The 16540-nt window shown below is 45.5% G+C and carries 13 protein-coding genes; 3 read left to right on the top strand and 10 right to left on the bottom strand.

Annotated features, from left to right (window positions below; all coding sequences use genetic code 11):
- Positions 1–48: 48 nt before the first annotated feature.
- Both C6Y45_RS03145 and C6Y45_RS03140 read right to left on the bottom strand, forming a co-directional pair.
- On the bottom strand, positions 49–1236 hold the full coding sequence (locus C6Y45_RS03145) for an NRAMP family divalent metal transporter (protein WP_107583667.1): 1188 nt from the start codon (positions 1234–1236) through the stop codon (positions 49–51).
- 240 nt (positions 1237–1476) lie between these two features.
- Complete coding sequence (locus tag C6Y45_RS03140; protein ID WP_107583570.1) at positions 1477–2187, bottom strand: hypothetical protein; 711 nt, start codon at positions 2185–2187, stop codon at positions 1477–1479.
- A 316-nt stretch (positions 2188–2503) separates the two neighbouring features.
- Here C6Y45_RS03140 and C6Y45_RS03135 point away from each other — a divergent pair, with 316 nt between their 5' ends.
- Positions 2504–3910, top strand: a complete 1407-nt coding sequence (locus C6Y45_RS03135) for a sodium/glutamate symporter (RefSeq protein ID WP_107583569.1) — start codon at positions 2504–2506, stop codon at positions 3908–3910.
- A gap of 135 nt (positions 3911–4045) precedes the next feature.
- On the opposite strand, the gene C6Y45_RS03130 is transcribed toward C6Y45_RS03135, so the two are convergent.
- The 3 genes from C6Y45_RS03130 to C6Y45_RS03115 form a co-directional block, all read right to left on the bottom strand.
- Positions 4046–4372: a hypothetical protein gene (locus C6Y45_RS03130; protein ID WP_107583568.1), complete on the bottom strand. Its 327-nt coding sequence runs from the start codon at positions 4370–4372 to the stop codon at positions 4046–4048.
- Positions 4373–5179: 807 nt separating this feature from the next.
- Positions 5180–6220 carry a metal ABC transporter solute-binding protein, Zn/Mn family gene (locus C6Y45_RS03120; protein ID WP_107583566.1) on the bottom strand — a complete coding sequence of 347 codons (1041 nt, stop codon included), beginning with the start codon at positions 6218–6220 and terminating at the stop codon, positions 5180–5182.
- 363 nt (positions 6221–6583) lie between these two features.
- Entirely contained in the window at positions 6584–6976 is a 393-nt protein-coding gene (locus tag C6Y45_RS03115) for a GerW family sporulation protein (RefSeq protein WP_160058096.1), read from the bottom strand.
- A gap of 253 nt (positions 6977–7229) precedes the next feature.
- On the opposite strand from C6Y45_RS03115, the gene C6Y45_RS03110 reads away from it, so the two are divergent.
- A complete protein-coding gene (locus tag C6Y45_RS03110; RefSeq protein WP_107583564.1) occupies positions 7230–7472 on the top strand; it encodes a helix-turn-helix domain-containing protein in 243 nt (80 codons plus the stop codon).
- A gap of 64 nt (positions 7473–7536) precedes the next feature.
- On the opposite strand, the gene asnB is transcribed toward C6Y45_RS03110, so the two are convergent.
- The 5 genes from asnB to C6Y45_RS17775 form a co-directional block, all read right to left on the bottom strand.
- Positions 7537–9042 (bottom strand): asparagine synthase B, encoded by a 1506-nt coding sequence (gene asnB, locus C6Y45_RS03105; protein ID WP_107583563.1) that lies wholly within the window; start codon positions 9040–9042, stop codon positions 7537–7539.
- 161 nt (positions 9043–9203) lie between these two features.
- Complete coding sequence (locus C6Y45_RS03100; RefSeq protein WP_107583666.1) at positions 9204–10553, bottom strand: sodium/glutamate symporter; 1350 nt, start codon at positions 10551–10553, stop codon at positions 9204–9206.
- A 199-nt stretch (positions 10554–10752) separates the two neighbouring features.
- Positions 10753–11961 (bottom strand): DUF418 domain-containing protein, encoded by a 1209-nt coding sequence (locus tag C6Y45_RS03095; RefSeq protein ID WP_107583562.1) that lies wholly within the window; start codon positions 11959–11961, stop codon positions 10753–10755.
- Positions 11962–12020: 59 nt separating this feature from the next.
- Positions 12021–14594 (bottom strand): penicillin acylase family protein, encoded by a 2574-nt coding sequence (locus C6Y45_RS03090; protein WP_107583561.1) that lies wholly within the window; start codon positions 14592–14594, stop codon positions 12021–12023.
- Between the two features lie 289 nt (positions 14595–14883).
- The gene (locus C6Y45_RS17775) at positions 14884–15060 is read right to left on the bottom strand and encodes a hypothetical protein (protein WP_170098705.1); all 177 of its coding nucleotides are present in this window, start codon (positions 15058–15060) and stop codon (positions 14884–14886) included.
- Between the two features lie 238 nt (positions 15061–15298).
- On the opposite strand from C6Y45_RS17775, the gene C6Y45_RS03085 reads away from it, so the two are divergent.
- Entirely contained in the window at positions 15299–16387 is a 1089-nt protein-coding gene (locus C6Y45_RS03085; RefSeq protein ID WP_107583560.1) for a YsnF/AvaK domain-containing protein, read from the top strand.
- Positions 16388–16540: the final 153 nt, after the last annotated feature.

Genomic DNA, 16540 nt, shown 5'->3' with positions numbered 1-16540 from the left:
TTTGTTACGAAAAGTGTTCCCGTTTTTTACGTTTATAAACTTTTTCGATTAAAACAGCTGCGGAATGGAAATGATCAAAGTTCTTACACCGAGGTAAGCAGTCAAAACAACAATAATAAATCCGAAAATGGTCAGCCAGAGTGGATGATTGTAACTTCCGACAATTTTTCGGTTATGGGCTGCAAGAAGTATGGATCCAAGTGTAAGAGGAAGGATCAGCCCATTGAAAGCTCCAGCAAGGACAAGCAGCGTTACCGGTTCACCTACAACCGCGAAAATACTGGTAGAAAAAACAATAAAGCCTATTACCCAGTAATTCCGGAATGTATCAATGGATGAGTGAAAAGAAGCAAGAAAAGTCACCGACGTATAGGCCGCTCCAATAACTGAGGTAATGCCTGCCGCCCAGAGAATGAGTCCAAACATACGGAAGCCGATTTCACCGGCGGCAATCTGGAAAGCCGAAGCCGTCGGGTTTTCCGGATCCAGCGAAGATCCTGCTGTCACCACCCCGAGAATAGCCAGAAACAGCAGATATCTCATGACGGAAGCAGTTATTATGCCACCGACTGCTGTGTTGGTTACATATCTTAAATTTTCTTTCCCGGTAATTCCTGCATCAAGAAGACGGTGCCCCCCGGCAAAAGTTATGTAGCCTCCGACAGTCCCCCCAACGATTGTTATAATGGCCAGAATATCCAGCTCGAGCGGTGCAACTGTCCGAAGTACAGCCTCCTGATAAGGCGGCTGGCTGACAATCATCACATACCCCGTCAGCAGAATCATCAGTGCTCCGAGGTATCTTACTACTTTATCCATTGCCATATTTGCCCGCCTGAAAAGAAAAATCGTAATACAAATAATGCTGGTCATCACAGCCCCTGTCACCGGATCAAAACCGAAGAGAGCATTAACTCCAAGCCCTCCTCCAGCCAAGTTTCCTATGTTAAAAGCCAGACCGCCGAGTACGACGAAAAAAGCTACAAGGTAACCAAGACCGGGAAATACATCATTGGCTATATCCTGCCCTCTTTTTTCTGCGACAGCTATAATCCTCCATATATTCACCTGGGCTCCTACGTCTAAAATAATCGACGCAAGGATAACAAAAGCGAAGCTTGCAAGAAGCTGTTCTGTAAACACAGCCGTCTGTGTTAAAAAACCGGGACCTACTGCCGAAGTAGCCATAAGGAAAGCAGCTCCAGCCAGGGCATTCAGTCTTTCTTTTGGTGTCATATTTTCTTTTGTCAGTACTTGATTTTTCACTTTTTCCTCCAGTCCGGTTAAAGGAACCACTTTTATATTGAACACGTTTTTCAGTATTTATAACAGAAAAAATTGATCACGGCTTAATTTTTAAAGCACCGCGGACCGAGTGAAAGCGGAATTTCCTCTAATAATTAATAATACTTCAAAGCACCTATAATAAAGAGACCGGCGCAAATAAATTGAGCCGGCCTCTTTTTACCTTTTCAGTTATTCTTCTTCTTCCACACCAGCCAGAGTATCTGAAGAAAATTCTGCCATCCACGTGTCGTCTTCTGAAAGTGAGACTTCAGAATCTTCGTAGGAAGCGAGGAGCTCCCAAGTGCCTTCAGAAGTGAATTCTGCTATTGTTCCTGCTCCAGTTATATCGGATTCAGTTGTCTCTTCCTGCCAGTCCAGAAATTCTGCTCCTTCAAAAGCGGTCTCGACATCCGAAATATCTTCAAAAGAAGGAATTCGGCTTTCATCTTCGATATCACCGCCCATTTCGTAAGAGAAGCTGACAGCAACATGACCGTCCGCTTCGACACCAGGAACGCCATATTCACCAACCGCTGTTCCGGATTCCTCAATCTCACCGGCTTCCGGAGACTCCTGGAATTCCAGCATATCGGCTTCTTTAGCTGTAGAAATCAGTTCAAAGGCCTGTTCCAGCTCTTCAAGAGAAGCTTCCGGAGCATCTCCTTCTCCTTCTTCCACTGTCACAGACAATCCGTACTCGTCTGCCAGTTCCTCTACTTCTCCTCCTTCCGCAGCTTCGTTATTCTCTTCGTTCGTTTCTTCTTCATTGTTATTTCCCGCTGCATTTTCCTCTGCAGGTTCTGTGTTATTCCCAGCTTCGTTTTCGTTGTTTTCTGCACCGCAGGCCGCAATAAAAAACGGTACTGTCACTAGTGCTGTTAATCCAGCATACTTTTTCATCAATTCAACACCCTTTATTTGTTATATTTGGTTTCTTTCTCTTATTCTAAAGCATGGAAAGAGCTTAAAATCTAAAACAACATCAAATAATCTATTAAAAAATTAAAAAAATACCTGATTTTGTTTTCTTTTCTCTATTCTTTCTCCTTGTGCAGAGTATTTCATCCACCTGCACCTCAATTGTCCGGTCCATTTATCTCTTTCTGATATTTCTCTACATATTGTTATAGAAAATATTGGATTCCCTTCCAGCGGTTAAGGGTATGAAATGTTAAGGAGCAGTACATATTTAAATATTTAGAAAGGAGCTGGTACTATGTCTCCAAACGAAATAGGCTTCAGTTTTATTATTCTTGGAGCTTTCCTCATCCTGGGGAAATGGCTTCGCGTTTATTCCTCCACGATGCAGCAGCTGTTTCTTCCCTCTTCCATCATAGCCGGGGTTCTTGCTCTCGCTCTTGGACCGGGAGTGCTCGGTGCGATCGTTGGAACATTCGCACCGGACCATACCCTTTCTCAGGGTCTTCTTCCTGAATTTATTCTCGGAGTATGGGCCGAACTCCCCGGGCTGTTTATTAACATCGTTTTCGCTTCACTTTTTTTAGGAACCAGTCTACCCAGTCTGCGAAAAGTATGGATTGTCGGTGGTCCGCAGGTAGCGATGGGGCAGATGGTTTCCTGGGGTCAGTATGCGCTTGGTATGCTGCTCGTCCTTCTTATACTTACTCCCTTTTTCGGCACGAACCCGCTCGCAGGGGCACTGATTGAAATCAGCTTTGTAGGCGGTCACGGAACCGCAGCCGGTCTAGGGGAAACTTTCAGTGATCTCGGTTTTGCGGAAGGGTATGACCTGTCTGTCGGTCTCGCTACTATCGGTATTTTAAGTGGTGTTATTATCGGTATCATCCTTATTAATATCGGTGCCCGCACAGGCAGAGCCAAACATGTCGGCGGGAAGGCATCTTTTTCCAGCAAAGGAAAGCACGGTATCGTAGATCTTGATAACCGTGATGCAGGTTCAGATATGACAACCCGTCCGGAATCGGTTGATCCGCTTTCCCTCCACCTCGCCTACGTCGGTCTTGCCATTGGTATCGGGTGGGTACTGCTTGAAATTTTCGTCTGGCTGGAAGACGTCACATACGGTGCAGCCACAGATGTTTATCTTTTTGAATATGTACCGCTCTTCCCTCTTGCAATGGTCGGAGGCATCATTGTTCAGGCTTTATCCGAACGATACGACCGTTTTCGAGTTATTGACCGCAAAACTGTAAACCGAATCGGCGGGCTGTCCTTGGATGTCCTCATCGTCAGTGCGCTTGCGACTATTTCGATTGCGGTCATCGGGGAAAACCTCGTTACTTTCCTGTCTCTTGCTGCTGTTGGTATTTTATGGAACGTTTTCGCTTTTCTCTACCTTGCTCCGAAAATGATTCCTACCTACTGGTTTGAGAGGGGGCTCGGTGATTTCGGTCAGGCGACAGGTATTGCAGCTACAGGTCTTCTTCTCATGAAAGTAGCTGACCCGAACAACGAAACACCGGCACTTGAAGGTTTTGGATACAAACAGATCCTGTTTGAACCGTTCGTCGGCGGCGGCCTTGTTACAGCTGCTGCGATGCCGCTTATTTTTCAGTTTGGAGCTGTACCATTCCTTATAGGCAGTGCAGCAGTAACACTCGCCTGGCTTTTATTCGGTATTTTTTACTTCGGAAAAAAATAACACCGTTTATTTTTAGAAAGAAGCTTCTTTTTACAGACGAAAAAGGTGCAGGACAAATGATTATGTCCTGCACCTTTTTTTCTGTATACCAACTTATAAGACCTTCCCTGATACTCTTGAGAAGGCTTCTTTACATTAAATAATTTCAACCGGTCCGTGATCGTCGATATGATCGCCGTGAACGTGGTGAAGACGTCCGTTAACCACGTAATCATAGTGATCGCCATGCGGCACCATTTCATGACCGCAGTCTTCATTATGACTGCAGTCTGACTGTACAGGTGTGCAGCTTGCTGGATTTTTATCTGTCACTTCAATTTTACACTCATCCCAATGATCCTCATGTTTGTGATGAAGATGTCCGTCGTGAATATAGTCAATATGGTCGCCGTGGCGGATTTTCGTATGTCCGCAGGAAAGAGAATGCTCGTGCTTATGATTATCATGCGTGTGATGTGCCATAAATAAGCCCTCCTTTTTGTTGATACAGTAATTTTATCACCTTATTAACAATCCTGCTTGTTTTCGAAAAAGTTCTGATTTATATAAGTTGAACTTGATAATGAATTTCTGCACACAGCCGCTTTCGTCCCTATAAATGAATTCCCTGCAGAAGATGACCTGGAGCTCTCATTTCTACTGCAGCTATGTTAAAGTTCGCTGTTGACGGCTGGAGAAAAACTTCTGCTTTTTTTAAACCGAGGCCCGGGCAGAAACGCCTATGGAAGCGCCCAGATCCTCCCGGACGGAAGGACAGCCGCATGCTTTTCTCCGCGGCAGGTGTAAAGAGCCGCAGGCAGCCTTCACAAACAACCCGGAGCTTTAACAGAGCCAAATATAAAAGTCGACAAAAAAGAAACTGTCCTGACAAACAGGACAGTTTCTTCAGAGTGTTGATTAAGTCTTGATTGCAGAATAATTATTCTTCTGAATGTATAGCTTTCTCCTGCACTCCCCGGCGGACGTTCCGGAGGAAAAAGCCTCTCCTGAATGGGAGAAAGGACGGAATCAACACATTTTTTAGAAGAGAAACCTTCTTTTTATTTTCCTGCTGGAGCTGCAGCAGGTGACTCTGAGGCGAGATAGGACGAGCGGAAGATCCATTTCTTCCGAGCATGGAGAGGAAGAAATTAGCTGAAGCCGGCCCGCCCGGAAGCGTCCTGCGGAGGCGAAAGCAGGAAAATGCATAGGCATGTATAAAAAAACACTTTCTTCAATGATTTTTCTTTTTTCATTACTTGACTGCTGGAAAAGAGAGAGCTGAAAAAACTATTGCAGTGCAGTAGTCAGTGTTTCCAGGTTTTTCTCCATTAAACTGAAATAATCTTCCCCATTTTCCACGTCTTCTTCTGTCAATGCTTCCAGATTGTGAAGTTCCAAAGCTTCTGCCCCTGCCTCATCTCTTACGGTTTCTGCGATATTAGCGGGAATATTCTGCTCAAATAAAACGTAGTTCAAATCCTGATCTTCCATGAGCTGAATAGTTTCTTCCAACTGCTGAATGGAAGGCTCATTTTCAGGTGACAGACCGGCTATTCCGTGCTGTTGAATGTCGTACTGCTCTTCCCAATAGCCATATCCAGCGTGGGAAACAACAATTGTATCTTTGTTCGTATCTGCTAAAGTTTCGCTGTACTGCTCGTGAAGATCTTCCAGCTCGCTGACAAGCTCTTCATAATTTGCAGTAAACTGCTCTTCTTCTTCCGGACGCAGGTCAATAAGGGCTTCCTTTATGTTTTCTGCCAGTTCACCGGCACGTTCCGGATCCAGCCACACGTGGGGATCACCTTCCCCCTGACTATCCTCATGTCCGTGGTCATTCTCATTGTTGGAGTGGCCATGGTCGTCGTTATCGTCGTTTCCATGATTGTTGTCATCGTGGCCGTGGTCGTAGCTGATCAGATCGATACCTTCAGAACCTTCGAGCATTTCAACATCCTGCGAAGATGCTGTATCCTTTATCTGCTCTACGAACCCTTCATATCCTGCTCCATTGTAAATAAACAGATCAGCTTCTGATATTTCGATAACCTGATTGGAAGAAGGCTCAAAAGTATGAGCATCGGCTCCAAGAGGGACAATATTCTCTACTTCAACTGCGTCTCCACCAATTTTTTCAGCGAAATCCTCCAATGGAAAAAGAGTCGTTTTTATCGTCACAAGATCTTCACTGGCACCCTGTGCTGCGTTTTCTTCCGATTCATTATTGGCTGCATTATTTTCCGGCTGATTGTTTTCTTCGTTTTCTGCACCGCACGCAGTTAAAAACGCTGCGGCAAGAATGGCAAAAGATATGGTTGCTTTTTTCATAGCTGTACTATCTCCTTTTTGATTATGTTCTATGGAAATTCTATCGTAACAGTTACGATTTGTAAACAGTAAGCTTTACGATTTAAAAAATCACTTTTTGATTCTGCCGGCATACCTGCTCATAAAACAGCGGCAGGATTATTTTGTTGATTTCTATAACCATGTACTTGAATCAAATTCATAAGTCGCTTCAGGAAAGAATTTCCGAGCATTGTGAATGATTTCCACTTTAGACGGACGCTTTTAACCAGAGAAGGAGCTTATACAACGACTGTAATAAATATTCTGCACCGATCATTTAATCAACAAACTGAAAAAGGCTGTAACCGGGAAAGAATTTACCCGGTTACAGCCTTTTTCGTGTTAATCTTCCGATGATAACGCCGAAATTATTAAAGTAAGCACCGTCACTATTACTGGTATCATCAGTATCATTTCCACTGGAACTATCGGCTTATAGGTCGTTTTTTCTTCCGTAATATCATACACGCCCACCGGCTTAATCGAAAAACTCCCCCCGGCTCCTTCACCGCGTCCTGAGGATTTCTGAGGTTCTGTCTTCCCTGCCTCGTTGTCGTCCTGATCGCCTGCACCTGAACCGGCCCCCACCCCGTACTTCACTTTCGCAACCGGGAGTATTGTGCGGTGTTCAAGCTTAATCGGATCACCGTATACAAGCGTTACATCTCTTTTTACTGAGAATTTCTCAAAAATGGATCGAATCGGTGAATTTTCAAATGCTTTTTTCTCATCCACAAATAAAACCTCCTTCTCGTTTATCCTTCTTATTCTCTGTTAATCTTTAATATCCTTTTTATGTAAGAAAAAAGTGTCCTCTTTATTGAACCAGGCTCTGGACCTTCAAAAAGAGTTCACAAATATTTTCACGTTTGAAGCAACTTAAAAGATTAACCCCTCAACTAACCGGGTATATTTATTTTTAGTAACTACCTACAGAAGTCGAATAGTTTTATCCGACTAATCTTGTTAAAAAGAAAGAAGGCATACAATGGAAACACTGGACCAAATCGTTAAAAATCACCGCTTAACAATGCAGATGACGTTAGGAGACGCTGCTGCGAAAGCCTCTATCTCCAAAAGCTACCTATCCTATTTAGAAAATGGCAAAAAAAAGAATCCGTCTATCCGGGTACTCCAGAGACTGAGCACCTCGCTTGATATTCCAATGGAAAAGTTAATAAAGGCAGTGGAAAATGATATGCTTCATCCGGAAGCGGAAGAATGCTTCTGAACATAAAACGAGCCGGCCCATGTGGCCGGCTCGTTTCATATTAAAATAAATTCTTATCGATTGATCAGCTCGTGGCCCAGTGCCCTACTGTCGATAAAATAGAGTCATGAGGAAAGTGCTGTTTAAAGATTTCATAATAAAGCAGTTCCTGCTTGGACCGCACCCACTCATTTTCTTTATTCACACGTGCTACGTCTTCCTCTGAATACTGGGTTTCAGCATATTTATCCAGAATATCCAGCGCACCGCTTCCTTCGGAGAATTCGGCTTTATCCCGCCAGATAATATTATCTGCAAGCTCCGCATCATATGCTTTGCGCAGAATCCATTTTTCGATCTGGTTTTCTCCAAGTTTCAGCTCTGCCGGAATCTTCAGCGCGTATTCAATCATCTCCAGATCCAGAAACGGCACCCGCAGTTCCAGGGAATGAGCCATGCTCATCCGGTCTGCACGCTGGAGATTAATGTTATGGAGTGTATTAATAATGCGGAGCAGTTCCACATTCAGTTCTTTTGTATCTTTAATACCTTTTAGGTACTGGTAGCCGGAAAATAATTCGTCTGCTCCTTCACCGGAAAGAATCACCTTCACGTGCTCTGCAGCAAGCTTTGACACAAAGTAGCTTGGAATAGCACTTCGTACGAGGGAGGAATCATAGGATTCGAGATGATAAATAACTTCCGGGAGTGCCTGAATCAGCTCTTCTTCCGTATAAATATATTCATAGTGCTCTGTTCCGATTTCTGCAGCTACTTCTCTCGCCCGCAGAACATCCTCGCTTCCTTCACTGCCGACACAGAAAGATTTCATCGGCTGTTTCATCTTTCTATTTTCGTGTGCTATTTTCGCAATCAGACTGCTGTCCAGTCCCCCGCTCAGAAGTACTCCGACTTCAACATCTGCCATCAGTCTTTTTTCCACTGCCGATCCGAGCTCACGGCGGATTCCTTCAATCATTGCAGGAACTTCTTCCTCACCAAAAATTTCTTCATCGGAAGGCAGCTGAATTTTACGGTAGGCCACAAAACCTTCTTCCGGTGTGTAATAATGACCGGCCGGAAATTCGTTTACGTCATCTGTGACAACATACAGTGTCTTTACTTCCGACGCAAAAACCATGTTGCCTTTTTCGTCCCGTCCATAGTATAGCGGCTTAATGCCAAGCGTATCCCTTGCCGCCATGAACGTTTCATTTTCGTTATCCACTACGACGTAACTGAACATTCCATCCATACGGGCCACCGAAGAAGCCCCTTCCTGTTCGTACCACTTAAGGGCGACTTCACTGTCTGAACGTGTCAAATGCACCGTTTCTGAAGGCAGGGCCTTCTGCAGGTCACGGTAATTGTATATCTCTCCGTTGACAACGATCCATTTCGTTTCGTTTTCATTACTGATAGGCTGCTTTCCGTGATTAACACCGACAATGGAAAGCCGCTGGTGCCCAAGATGAAAAGAATCCATTTTTTTGTCTGATCCTTCATCCGGTCCGCGGTGAGTCATAGAATTTAACACCTGATCCATCTTACTGCTGTCCAATGTTCCAGTCATGGCAAAAATGCCGCACATTCCTTTTTCCTCCTTTTGATTTCAGACCTGTCTTTTCTTCAGAAGAAACAGGCTTTCATTCTTACTCTTTGAAAAAGCTTACTTTACAGTCTGATTTTTTCTTAATATTATACCATGGTCTGTTTTTATTTCGGACCGAACACGTCCGTGACTGAACGAAACTATTTGTTAAATCTTCTTTTCAGAGCTCCTTTAGGCATCAGCCAGCCGGCTCTCGCACTGCCGAGGAAAAGTACAATCCATAAAATAAACAGTGCCGCCATAAATGGCATACCCATTCCCGCGATAATTAATACCGGCCCGAAAGTAATAATCGCGACCTCTACCGGCACCATACCGGCATACCCGAGAGCATAATCATCGAGCGTCGTACTTTCACTATCGGGATCGACAATACGGAGAAGGGCAACCCCCATCGCTACGGTACCAGTAGACCAGCCGAAGCCGAATATTCCGTTTTCAAACCAGTTCTGGTGAAAGACACGCGGAGCAATAAAATGAAAGATCGCATATGCCCATAGTACCCCTAAAACAAACATTACAATCAATGGAACTGCGTAGTCTGCTACGATCGCAAGATTTATTGAGGTAATACCGAATACAACAATCAAATCGGTAGCTGTCCCGCCGATTCTCGTAACGACCCGCTTATCTACGTAATAATCCGTCTGTGTCCGGCGGAGACCGAACTGTACGAGGAGGCCGATAATAAACGCAAGGCTCAAGAGTGGAAAGGAGAGATCAGGGAACCAGCCGGAAAGCAGCTGCTGCAGGAAGTAACTTATTACAACCGCTCCACCGATAATAGCCGCGTGGAAAAACAGGGGATCCACCGTACTGCTGGAAACCGTATCTGTCCCCGAAGAAGTACGGTCCTCTTTTTTGATAAGGCCGGTGCGCAGATCCTCCGGAAGGTTGTCAAAGTCGCTTAGAAAACTCGTCTGTTCGCGGCGGGTGTTACGTTTAATAATCGCAAGCCCCCCGACTACTGCTGCGAGAAGACCTACCGTGGCCGCTGTATAGCCGATGTCTGTGATTTCCTCCCACCCCTGGGCGTTAAACACTTCACCGACGGCTGCTGCCGTCCCGTGACCACCAAGAAAACCTGCACCGAGTGCAAAACCGAATCCGGTCGGCAGCGTCCAGATGTGATCCAGAAGAAGGTACGTAAATAGAAGTCCTGCCGGCCACATCAAAAGCGTCAGCGTCATAGAATAAAACCACATGTTCCGTACTTTCGAAAACTTTTCTTTCCATTTGATTTTAGCTGCGCCTATTGGAATGGCTGCAAAAACGACAGCAATGAGCACAGTCGGATAATCTGCAATCATGTCCGAAAAAGGGAGAAATCCGAGTCCGTTCGGTCCGAACGTCAGCCCGAGAATTCCCGCAATAAAACTCGCCGGGATAAAAAGTTTCTGCAGAAATTGTACTTTGGCACGGAGCACCATGCCAACCAAAAGAAGTAACGAGATAAGACCAAGATCAATTGTTAAAGATTCAATACTCATGACATAACCTCCTGTAAAGTCAAGACATATAGAAGCTGTTACTCCAGCATAAAAAAGAAGCTCTCCTAAGAGGGCTTCTTCGTCACACCAGGCTTCCATTGCTCTGTTCTGTATTCTGCTTACTTTACCACTTATCTGTGAAGATGAAAAGTCCTTCACGTCCCGAATCTTTATCGTACAGCAGTTATCCTGTGTATATCTAAGTTCTGCTGTACGTCCACTTTCTCCAGAGAGCTTCCATCGGCCCCTGACGAAAATGCTGCAGCCACATACGGCTTCCCACTACCTGCAGCACGTAAATACCAAGTGCTGTAAGCATGCCGGCAAAGGCTCCGACAGATCCGAAAAGACCAAACCCATATCCGAAAAACAGGATGACGGCAATGACAGACTGCAGAAGATAATTTGTAAGAGCCATCCTTCCTACAGCTGCAAGGGATACAGTAAAGAAACCCGGCTGTTTGTTATGCAGGTACAGTACAGCCGCTGAAACATAAAACAGCATCAGAAGCGGTCCGGCAGTTATATTCAACCCCTGTCCCAGAGCCGAACCGAGCCAGTAAGGCACCGGCAGGAAATCGTAGGTCAGGCCGATGAACAGAGCCGTCAGGATAATACCGCTCCACCCCGCGTGAAGGCGGAGTTTTTTCCAGTTCGACACGTGCGCTTCCACGTCACGGAACCACCCTTTTTTACCCATATATAATCCTATAAGAAAGATGCCCAGTACATTCAACGCGGAAAAGGGGCTGTTGGATAAAATAAGAAACACTTCATTATCCAGCCGGTGCAGTAAAATTTCTATGAATCCGCCTTCCGACATCACCCGGTAGGCTTCTTCAATTCCAGTCTGGGTTTCCTCCTGCAGAGAGCCTCCCATTTTCGACTGAAGTACAAAGTTACCGCCGGTAACGAAAAGCCCGAGAAGCAGCGTCATTCCTGCAATAAGAGATATCCCCCACGCAAGAATAACTTTCGGCGTCCGGTTTACGAACAAAAGAAGCGCAAAGCCGGCAATAGCATAAGTAAACAATATATCTCCCGACCAGATCAGAACGAGATGAATGAGCCCTATACTGAGCAGGAAAACGAGCCGCCTTTGAAACAATTTTTTCCCGTCCAGTTCCCGGACTCTTGCTCTTTCATAAAACAAATAAAAGCCGAGACCGAACAAAAGAGAAAACATTGGATAAAATTTTCCGAGAATGAATGTGTCGATAAAGAGAGAGGCAGATACATCCCACACCCCTCCGTCAAGCGGCACGCTGTTCATAAAAAAACCTGATTCCTGTATCGCAGGTGTTTTAAAAAAAGCCATGTTGGCAAGAAGAATGCCGAGAAGGGCAAATCCTCTGATGACGTCCAGTGTCATAATCCGTTCTGTCCCTGTTGATGGTTCCAGTTTCACTGCTTACATCCTCCTTCAAGGCGCCTTATTTCTATTTTGCCGACCGGCGGGCGCCCTAATCACTGCTCCGGAACAAACTCCACTCTTCCCGTTCCACCGCCGGCTTCTTTATTATATTCCATTGGATAATACTCTCCGTCGACCCAGGCGTCCATCTGATCATCGTAGTGGGGAGAAAGCCACTGTCCCGACTGGCCGGGAATATTCACATCATAAAAAGCATCTGTTGAAGACAGGTCTCCGATAAAGCGCCATCCGGCGGCGTGGTCGGCCGCTCCTGTTTCCACATTATAACTGACGGCTCCCGGGGTTGCACCGCTTCCGCCCGTTTCCCAGCCGCCGATATTAAAAAGCAGATCGAGCGGGCGTACTGCTCCAAGCGGATGTTCAATATGCAGTTTGTGCCACTTCCCCCATTCCCAGTCTTCCGGATCACTCCCCTGCATCTCTTCAGCTTCTTTCACCGCTTCATGGAACGTTTCTCTCGCTGCCTTTGGAAAAGATACGTGCCACCTTTCGTCCAGATAGGAAAACAGCAGGCTTTCTTCATCAGCTGCTGCCTGTGTAATGACATGATGACGCGTCAGATGATTCGTTACTTCCACGTGAAGATAGCGTTCAAATAAATTTTGAGGCAGGGACTCATACCAGATCTGCCAGACGAGAGCTTCCGGACTGTCTTTCGACTCCACGTAATCCCATTCCCTCATCATGTTCAATACGCTTTCTTCCAATTCGGACAGAGGACCAAGCTCCTCTCCTTCCAGGCTTTCGGCCGTCTCATCCGGCGTCCATTCTTCCAGGGCGTCAAGCATGTCCGGCAGAAGCATCCGGGCCTGTGTATTCGTTAAGTCCAGCTGCATTGCCCCCATGTCCTCCAGCGAAAATTTTTCACCGGAGTCAAGCTTTTCCTCAATCATTTCTTCCAGACGAAGGGCCCGGTATGGAAAATAGCTGCGGCCGATTTCATATTCATAATCTTCTCCGACAGGCATATTATTCGCTGTCATAATATAGCCTTCTTCCGCATTCATCATTTCCGGCATTTCATCAGAAGGAATAAAACCTTCCCACTGGTAATCAGGGTCCCAGCCGGGTACAGGGAAGCGGCCGTCACCCGCTCCGCGTTCCGGAAGCAGCGCCTGTCCCCTGTACCCTATGTTATTTTCCGTGTCGGCGAAAACCCAGCTTAATCCAGGGGTCACAAAACCATCGAGACTATCCATAAACTCGTAGTCGTCCTCAGCCCGGCTGACGTTTAAAATATCATCGAGTTCCCGTCCCTGTTCCAGTCCGCTCCACCGCATAGAAAAGGCCTGATAAGGTCCTTCCTCCATTACCTTGTTCATCACCGGCCCGTTCCGGGTAATTTCCACCCGGTGCATATAAGGAAGATCCTCGTCGTCAATGTGTATCTCTTCTTCGACAGCTTCTGCTTCTTCCCACTCCCCGTCATATAAGTATTCGTTCGGATTGTCCGGATTTACCTGTTCCAGGAACACATCTTCATAATCCGCTGACAGCGACGTCACTCCCCAGCTGACACTGCCATTGTGACCAAGCACTACCCCCGGAATCCCGGGAACTGTCACTCCGATGGAATGAAAATCCTCTTCCAGTTCCAGGTGTGTCTGGTACCATACGCTCGGTACAGCCAGGCCGAGATGAGGATCGTTTCCGATCAGCGGCATTCCACTTTCTGTATGATCTCCACTGATAACCCAGTTATTGCTTCCATTCCAGGATTCCGGGGTAAATTCAACGAGTTTTTTTACTTCTTCCAGATCCAGAATGGAATCTTCATAATAATTTTCGGAAGCGTATACTCTTTCTGTCTCTTCTGTCGATTGACCGGAGCTTTCTGTAATGACCGGAAATTCATCATATTCGGTATAATCAGGAAACAAAGCAGCTGCTTCCGGTCCGATTCTTCTTATCAGCTCATAATTTTCGAGCTCCTCACGGAAATTTCCTGTCAGCGTATATCCCATGTATTTCACTGCAATAGCTGTATCCTCTGGTGTCCACGGTTCCGGTTCATATCCGAGAATCCGGAATTCCAGCGGCTGCTCTCCAGCAGCGAAAGCATCTTCGATATAAGCCGTTACTCCTTCTGAAAAGGAAGTGACCATCCTTTCCGTTTCGTCTTCGAAATTTTGTGCTTCCGTTTCGGCGGCCCGGTGCATTCCGTAACTGCGGAAATATTTATCACTCTCAAGAGCATCCCTTCCGATCACTTCCGAAAGTCTTCCGCCGGCAAGACGTCTCGTCATGTCCATCTGAAACAGACGATCCTGCGCCATCACGTAGCCCTGTGTGTAAAAAAGATCTTCCAGATTCGATGCGGTAACTTTAGCTGTCCCCTGTTCGTCCCGCAGCACTTCCACTTCACTTCCCACCCCGGTCTCCAGCACTTCCCCATCCAGGGAAGGGTGGTTTTTTACTGCAAACCACCACACTGCCCCCATAACCACAATTAATAAAAGGATAATAACGAGCAGAAAAATCAGGCTTCTTTTAATCCATGTCCTCTGAAAGAATGGTAATTTTTCACGGCGCGGAACCGGCGTATCCGCCATAACTGTCTCCCCCTCTTTATATGTAAACATCTGTAAAGCTGTTCTTTTCATCATAAAGGAATGCAGCACCCGGTACAATGTTCAAAAGCGAAGGCAGAGAGGCAGCTTCGAAAATACAATATAGATAAGATGAATACCCTGCCTGCGGTTCTATGGGGTTTTACGTCCAGATCCATACATCACCACTTTAAATGATTCCGTTTTAAAAACGTGCACAAAGAAATGGTTAACAGTAAGCTGCACCGCAAAAAAAGACTGGCTCAGTTGAGACAGCCTGAAGAGGGCGGAGAATTAACTTTTTTCGATCTTTTTTATTGCACAGGTAATTATACTCCTGTGTCTGCTACGATTTATCTTTCTTGAAAAGTAAGTCTCCCTTTTTTGGTTTTCCTTTATGCTCTTTTTCTTCTTTTCCTTCTCTCCGCATTCTTTCATTGTTTGTAAGACCGCCAACTTTTTCTTTAGACACTCCTTTAATTTTTCCGGCATGATCTTTTACTTTTTGATGCTTTTGAGCCATTTGTCCTTCTCCTTTCCATATAGATAATTGATTTATGATTCCATCATCCCGTTCAAGACTTTTGTTAATTTTCTTCCCGCAGTTTTAAAACTCGAAACCTGATCTTTTATACCTACATCTACTTTCACTGCTGGCTTTTTTCAACAGCAGGACAAGTGTTTGAAATAAATTCTACCGGGAATACCTCGTGTATCACCGCATTGGATGAATATTTCCAAAATTACAAGGAGGTTATACAATGGCAAAGCGTGTCGTAGGAATCTATCATTCTGAACAGGAAGTACGAGATACAGTAGAACAACTGCAGAAAGAAGGACATCAACCGGAAGACATTTCTTTAATCGCAAATGACAGCGAAGAAACGTCATGGATAAATTCTGAAACGGACTTACAAACTGAAAGACTCGATAACGAAGATACCACCCGCGAAGAGCCGAGCTTCTGGGAAAAAGTGAAAGCAGCTTTTACTGGAGAAGATGCGGAGCACCCTGGTTCCGGCAATCATAAAAGTAAATTTACGGATCTTGGTCTGACAGATGACCAGGCAGCCGAATATGAAGATGATGTTAAAAACGGAAGAATTGTTGTTCTCGCACCGGAAACACCAGCAGGTACACCGGGAGAAACAGGTACTTCTTCCGAAGCAGGTACTTTCACAGATAATTTAGCCGATAATTCAGGTGAACGCCGCATTAAAGACGCCCCGCCAAATGTAGAGGGCACGAAACGTGCCGGCGATCCGTTAAAGGATGAAAATGAGGCTTCCGCAGACCGGACGATTCACGATACGCCTCCGAACGTGGAAGGCACCAAACGCGCCGGCGATCCGTTAAAAGATGACGAAGAAGCTTCCAGTGACCGGCTGGTTCACGATACACCTCCGAACGTCGAAGGTACCAAACGCGCCGGCGATTCATTAAAGAACGAAAGCACTTCTTCTGCCGGCGAGACAGAAGAAGAACGTAAAATCCGTCTGCGCAAAGAAGAACTTGAAGTAAATAAAGAAGAGGTTCAGACTGGTGAAGTGGAAGTACAGAAGGAAGTTCATGAAGAAACGAAAAAAGTGGATGTTCCGGTAACACGGGAAGAAGCCTACGTTGAAAGAAAACCAGTCACAGATCAGGAAAGCGCTGATGCCGGCGGCAAAATGGAAGACGAAACTATTAACGTCCCTCTCAAAGAAGAAAAAGTAGATGTTAAGAAAAAACCGGTGGTTACAGAGGAAGTAAAAGTCGGAAAGAAGAAAGTAGAAGACACGGAGGAAGTCTCAGAAACCGTGAAACGGGAGGACATTAACGTTGACCGGGAATCCGATGAACGAAAGTAATATCCCCTTAACGATTTGAGAATTTCCAAACATTTTTATCCACTGGATAAAAAAGCCAGCCCTCAGGAAAAAACAAAGGGCTGGTTTTTTCCTGCTTTATATCCTGAACTTGATTTTTTAACAGCCGCTTCTTCAAACAGCTGCTTTCGTTTC

Source organism: Alkalicoccus saliphilus, assembly GCF_003044065.1.
Taxonomy (GTDB): Bacteria; Bacillota; Bacilli; order Bacillales; family Salisediminibacteriaceae; genus Alkalicoccus; species Alkalicoccus saliphilus.
This window is presented reverse-complemented; position numbering and strand designations above follow the sequence as displayed.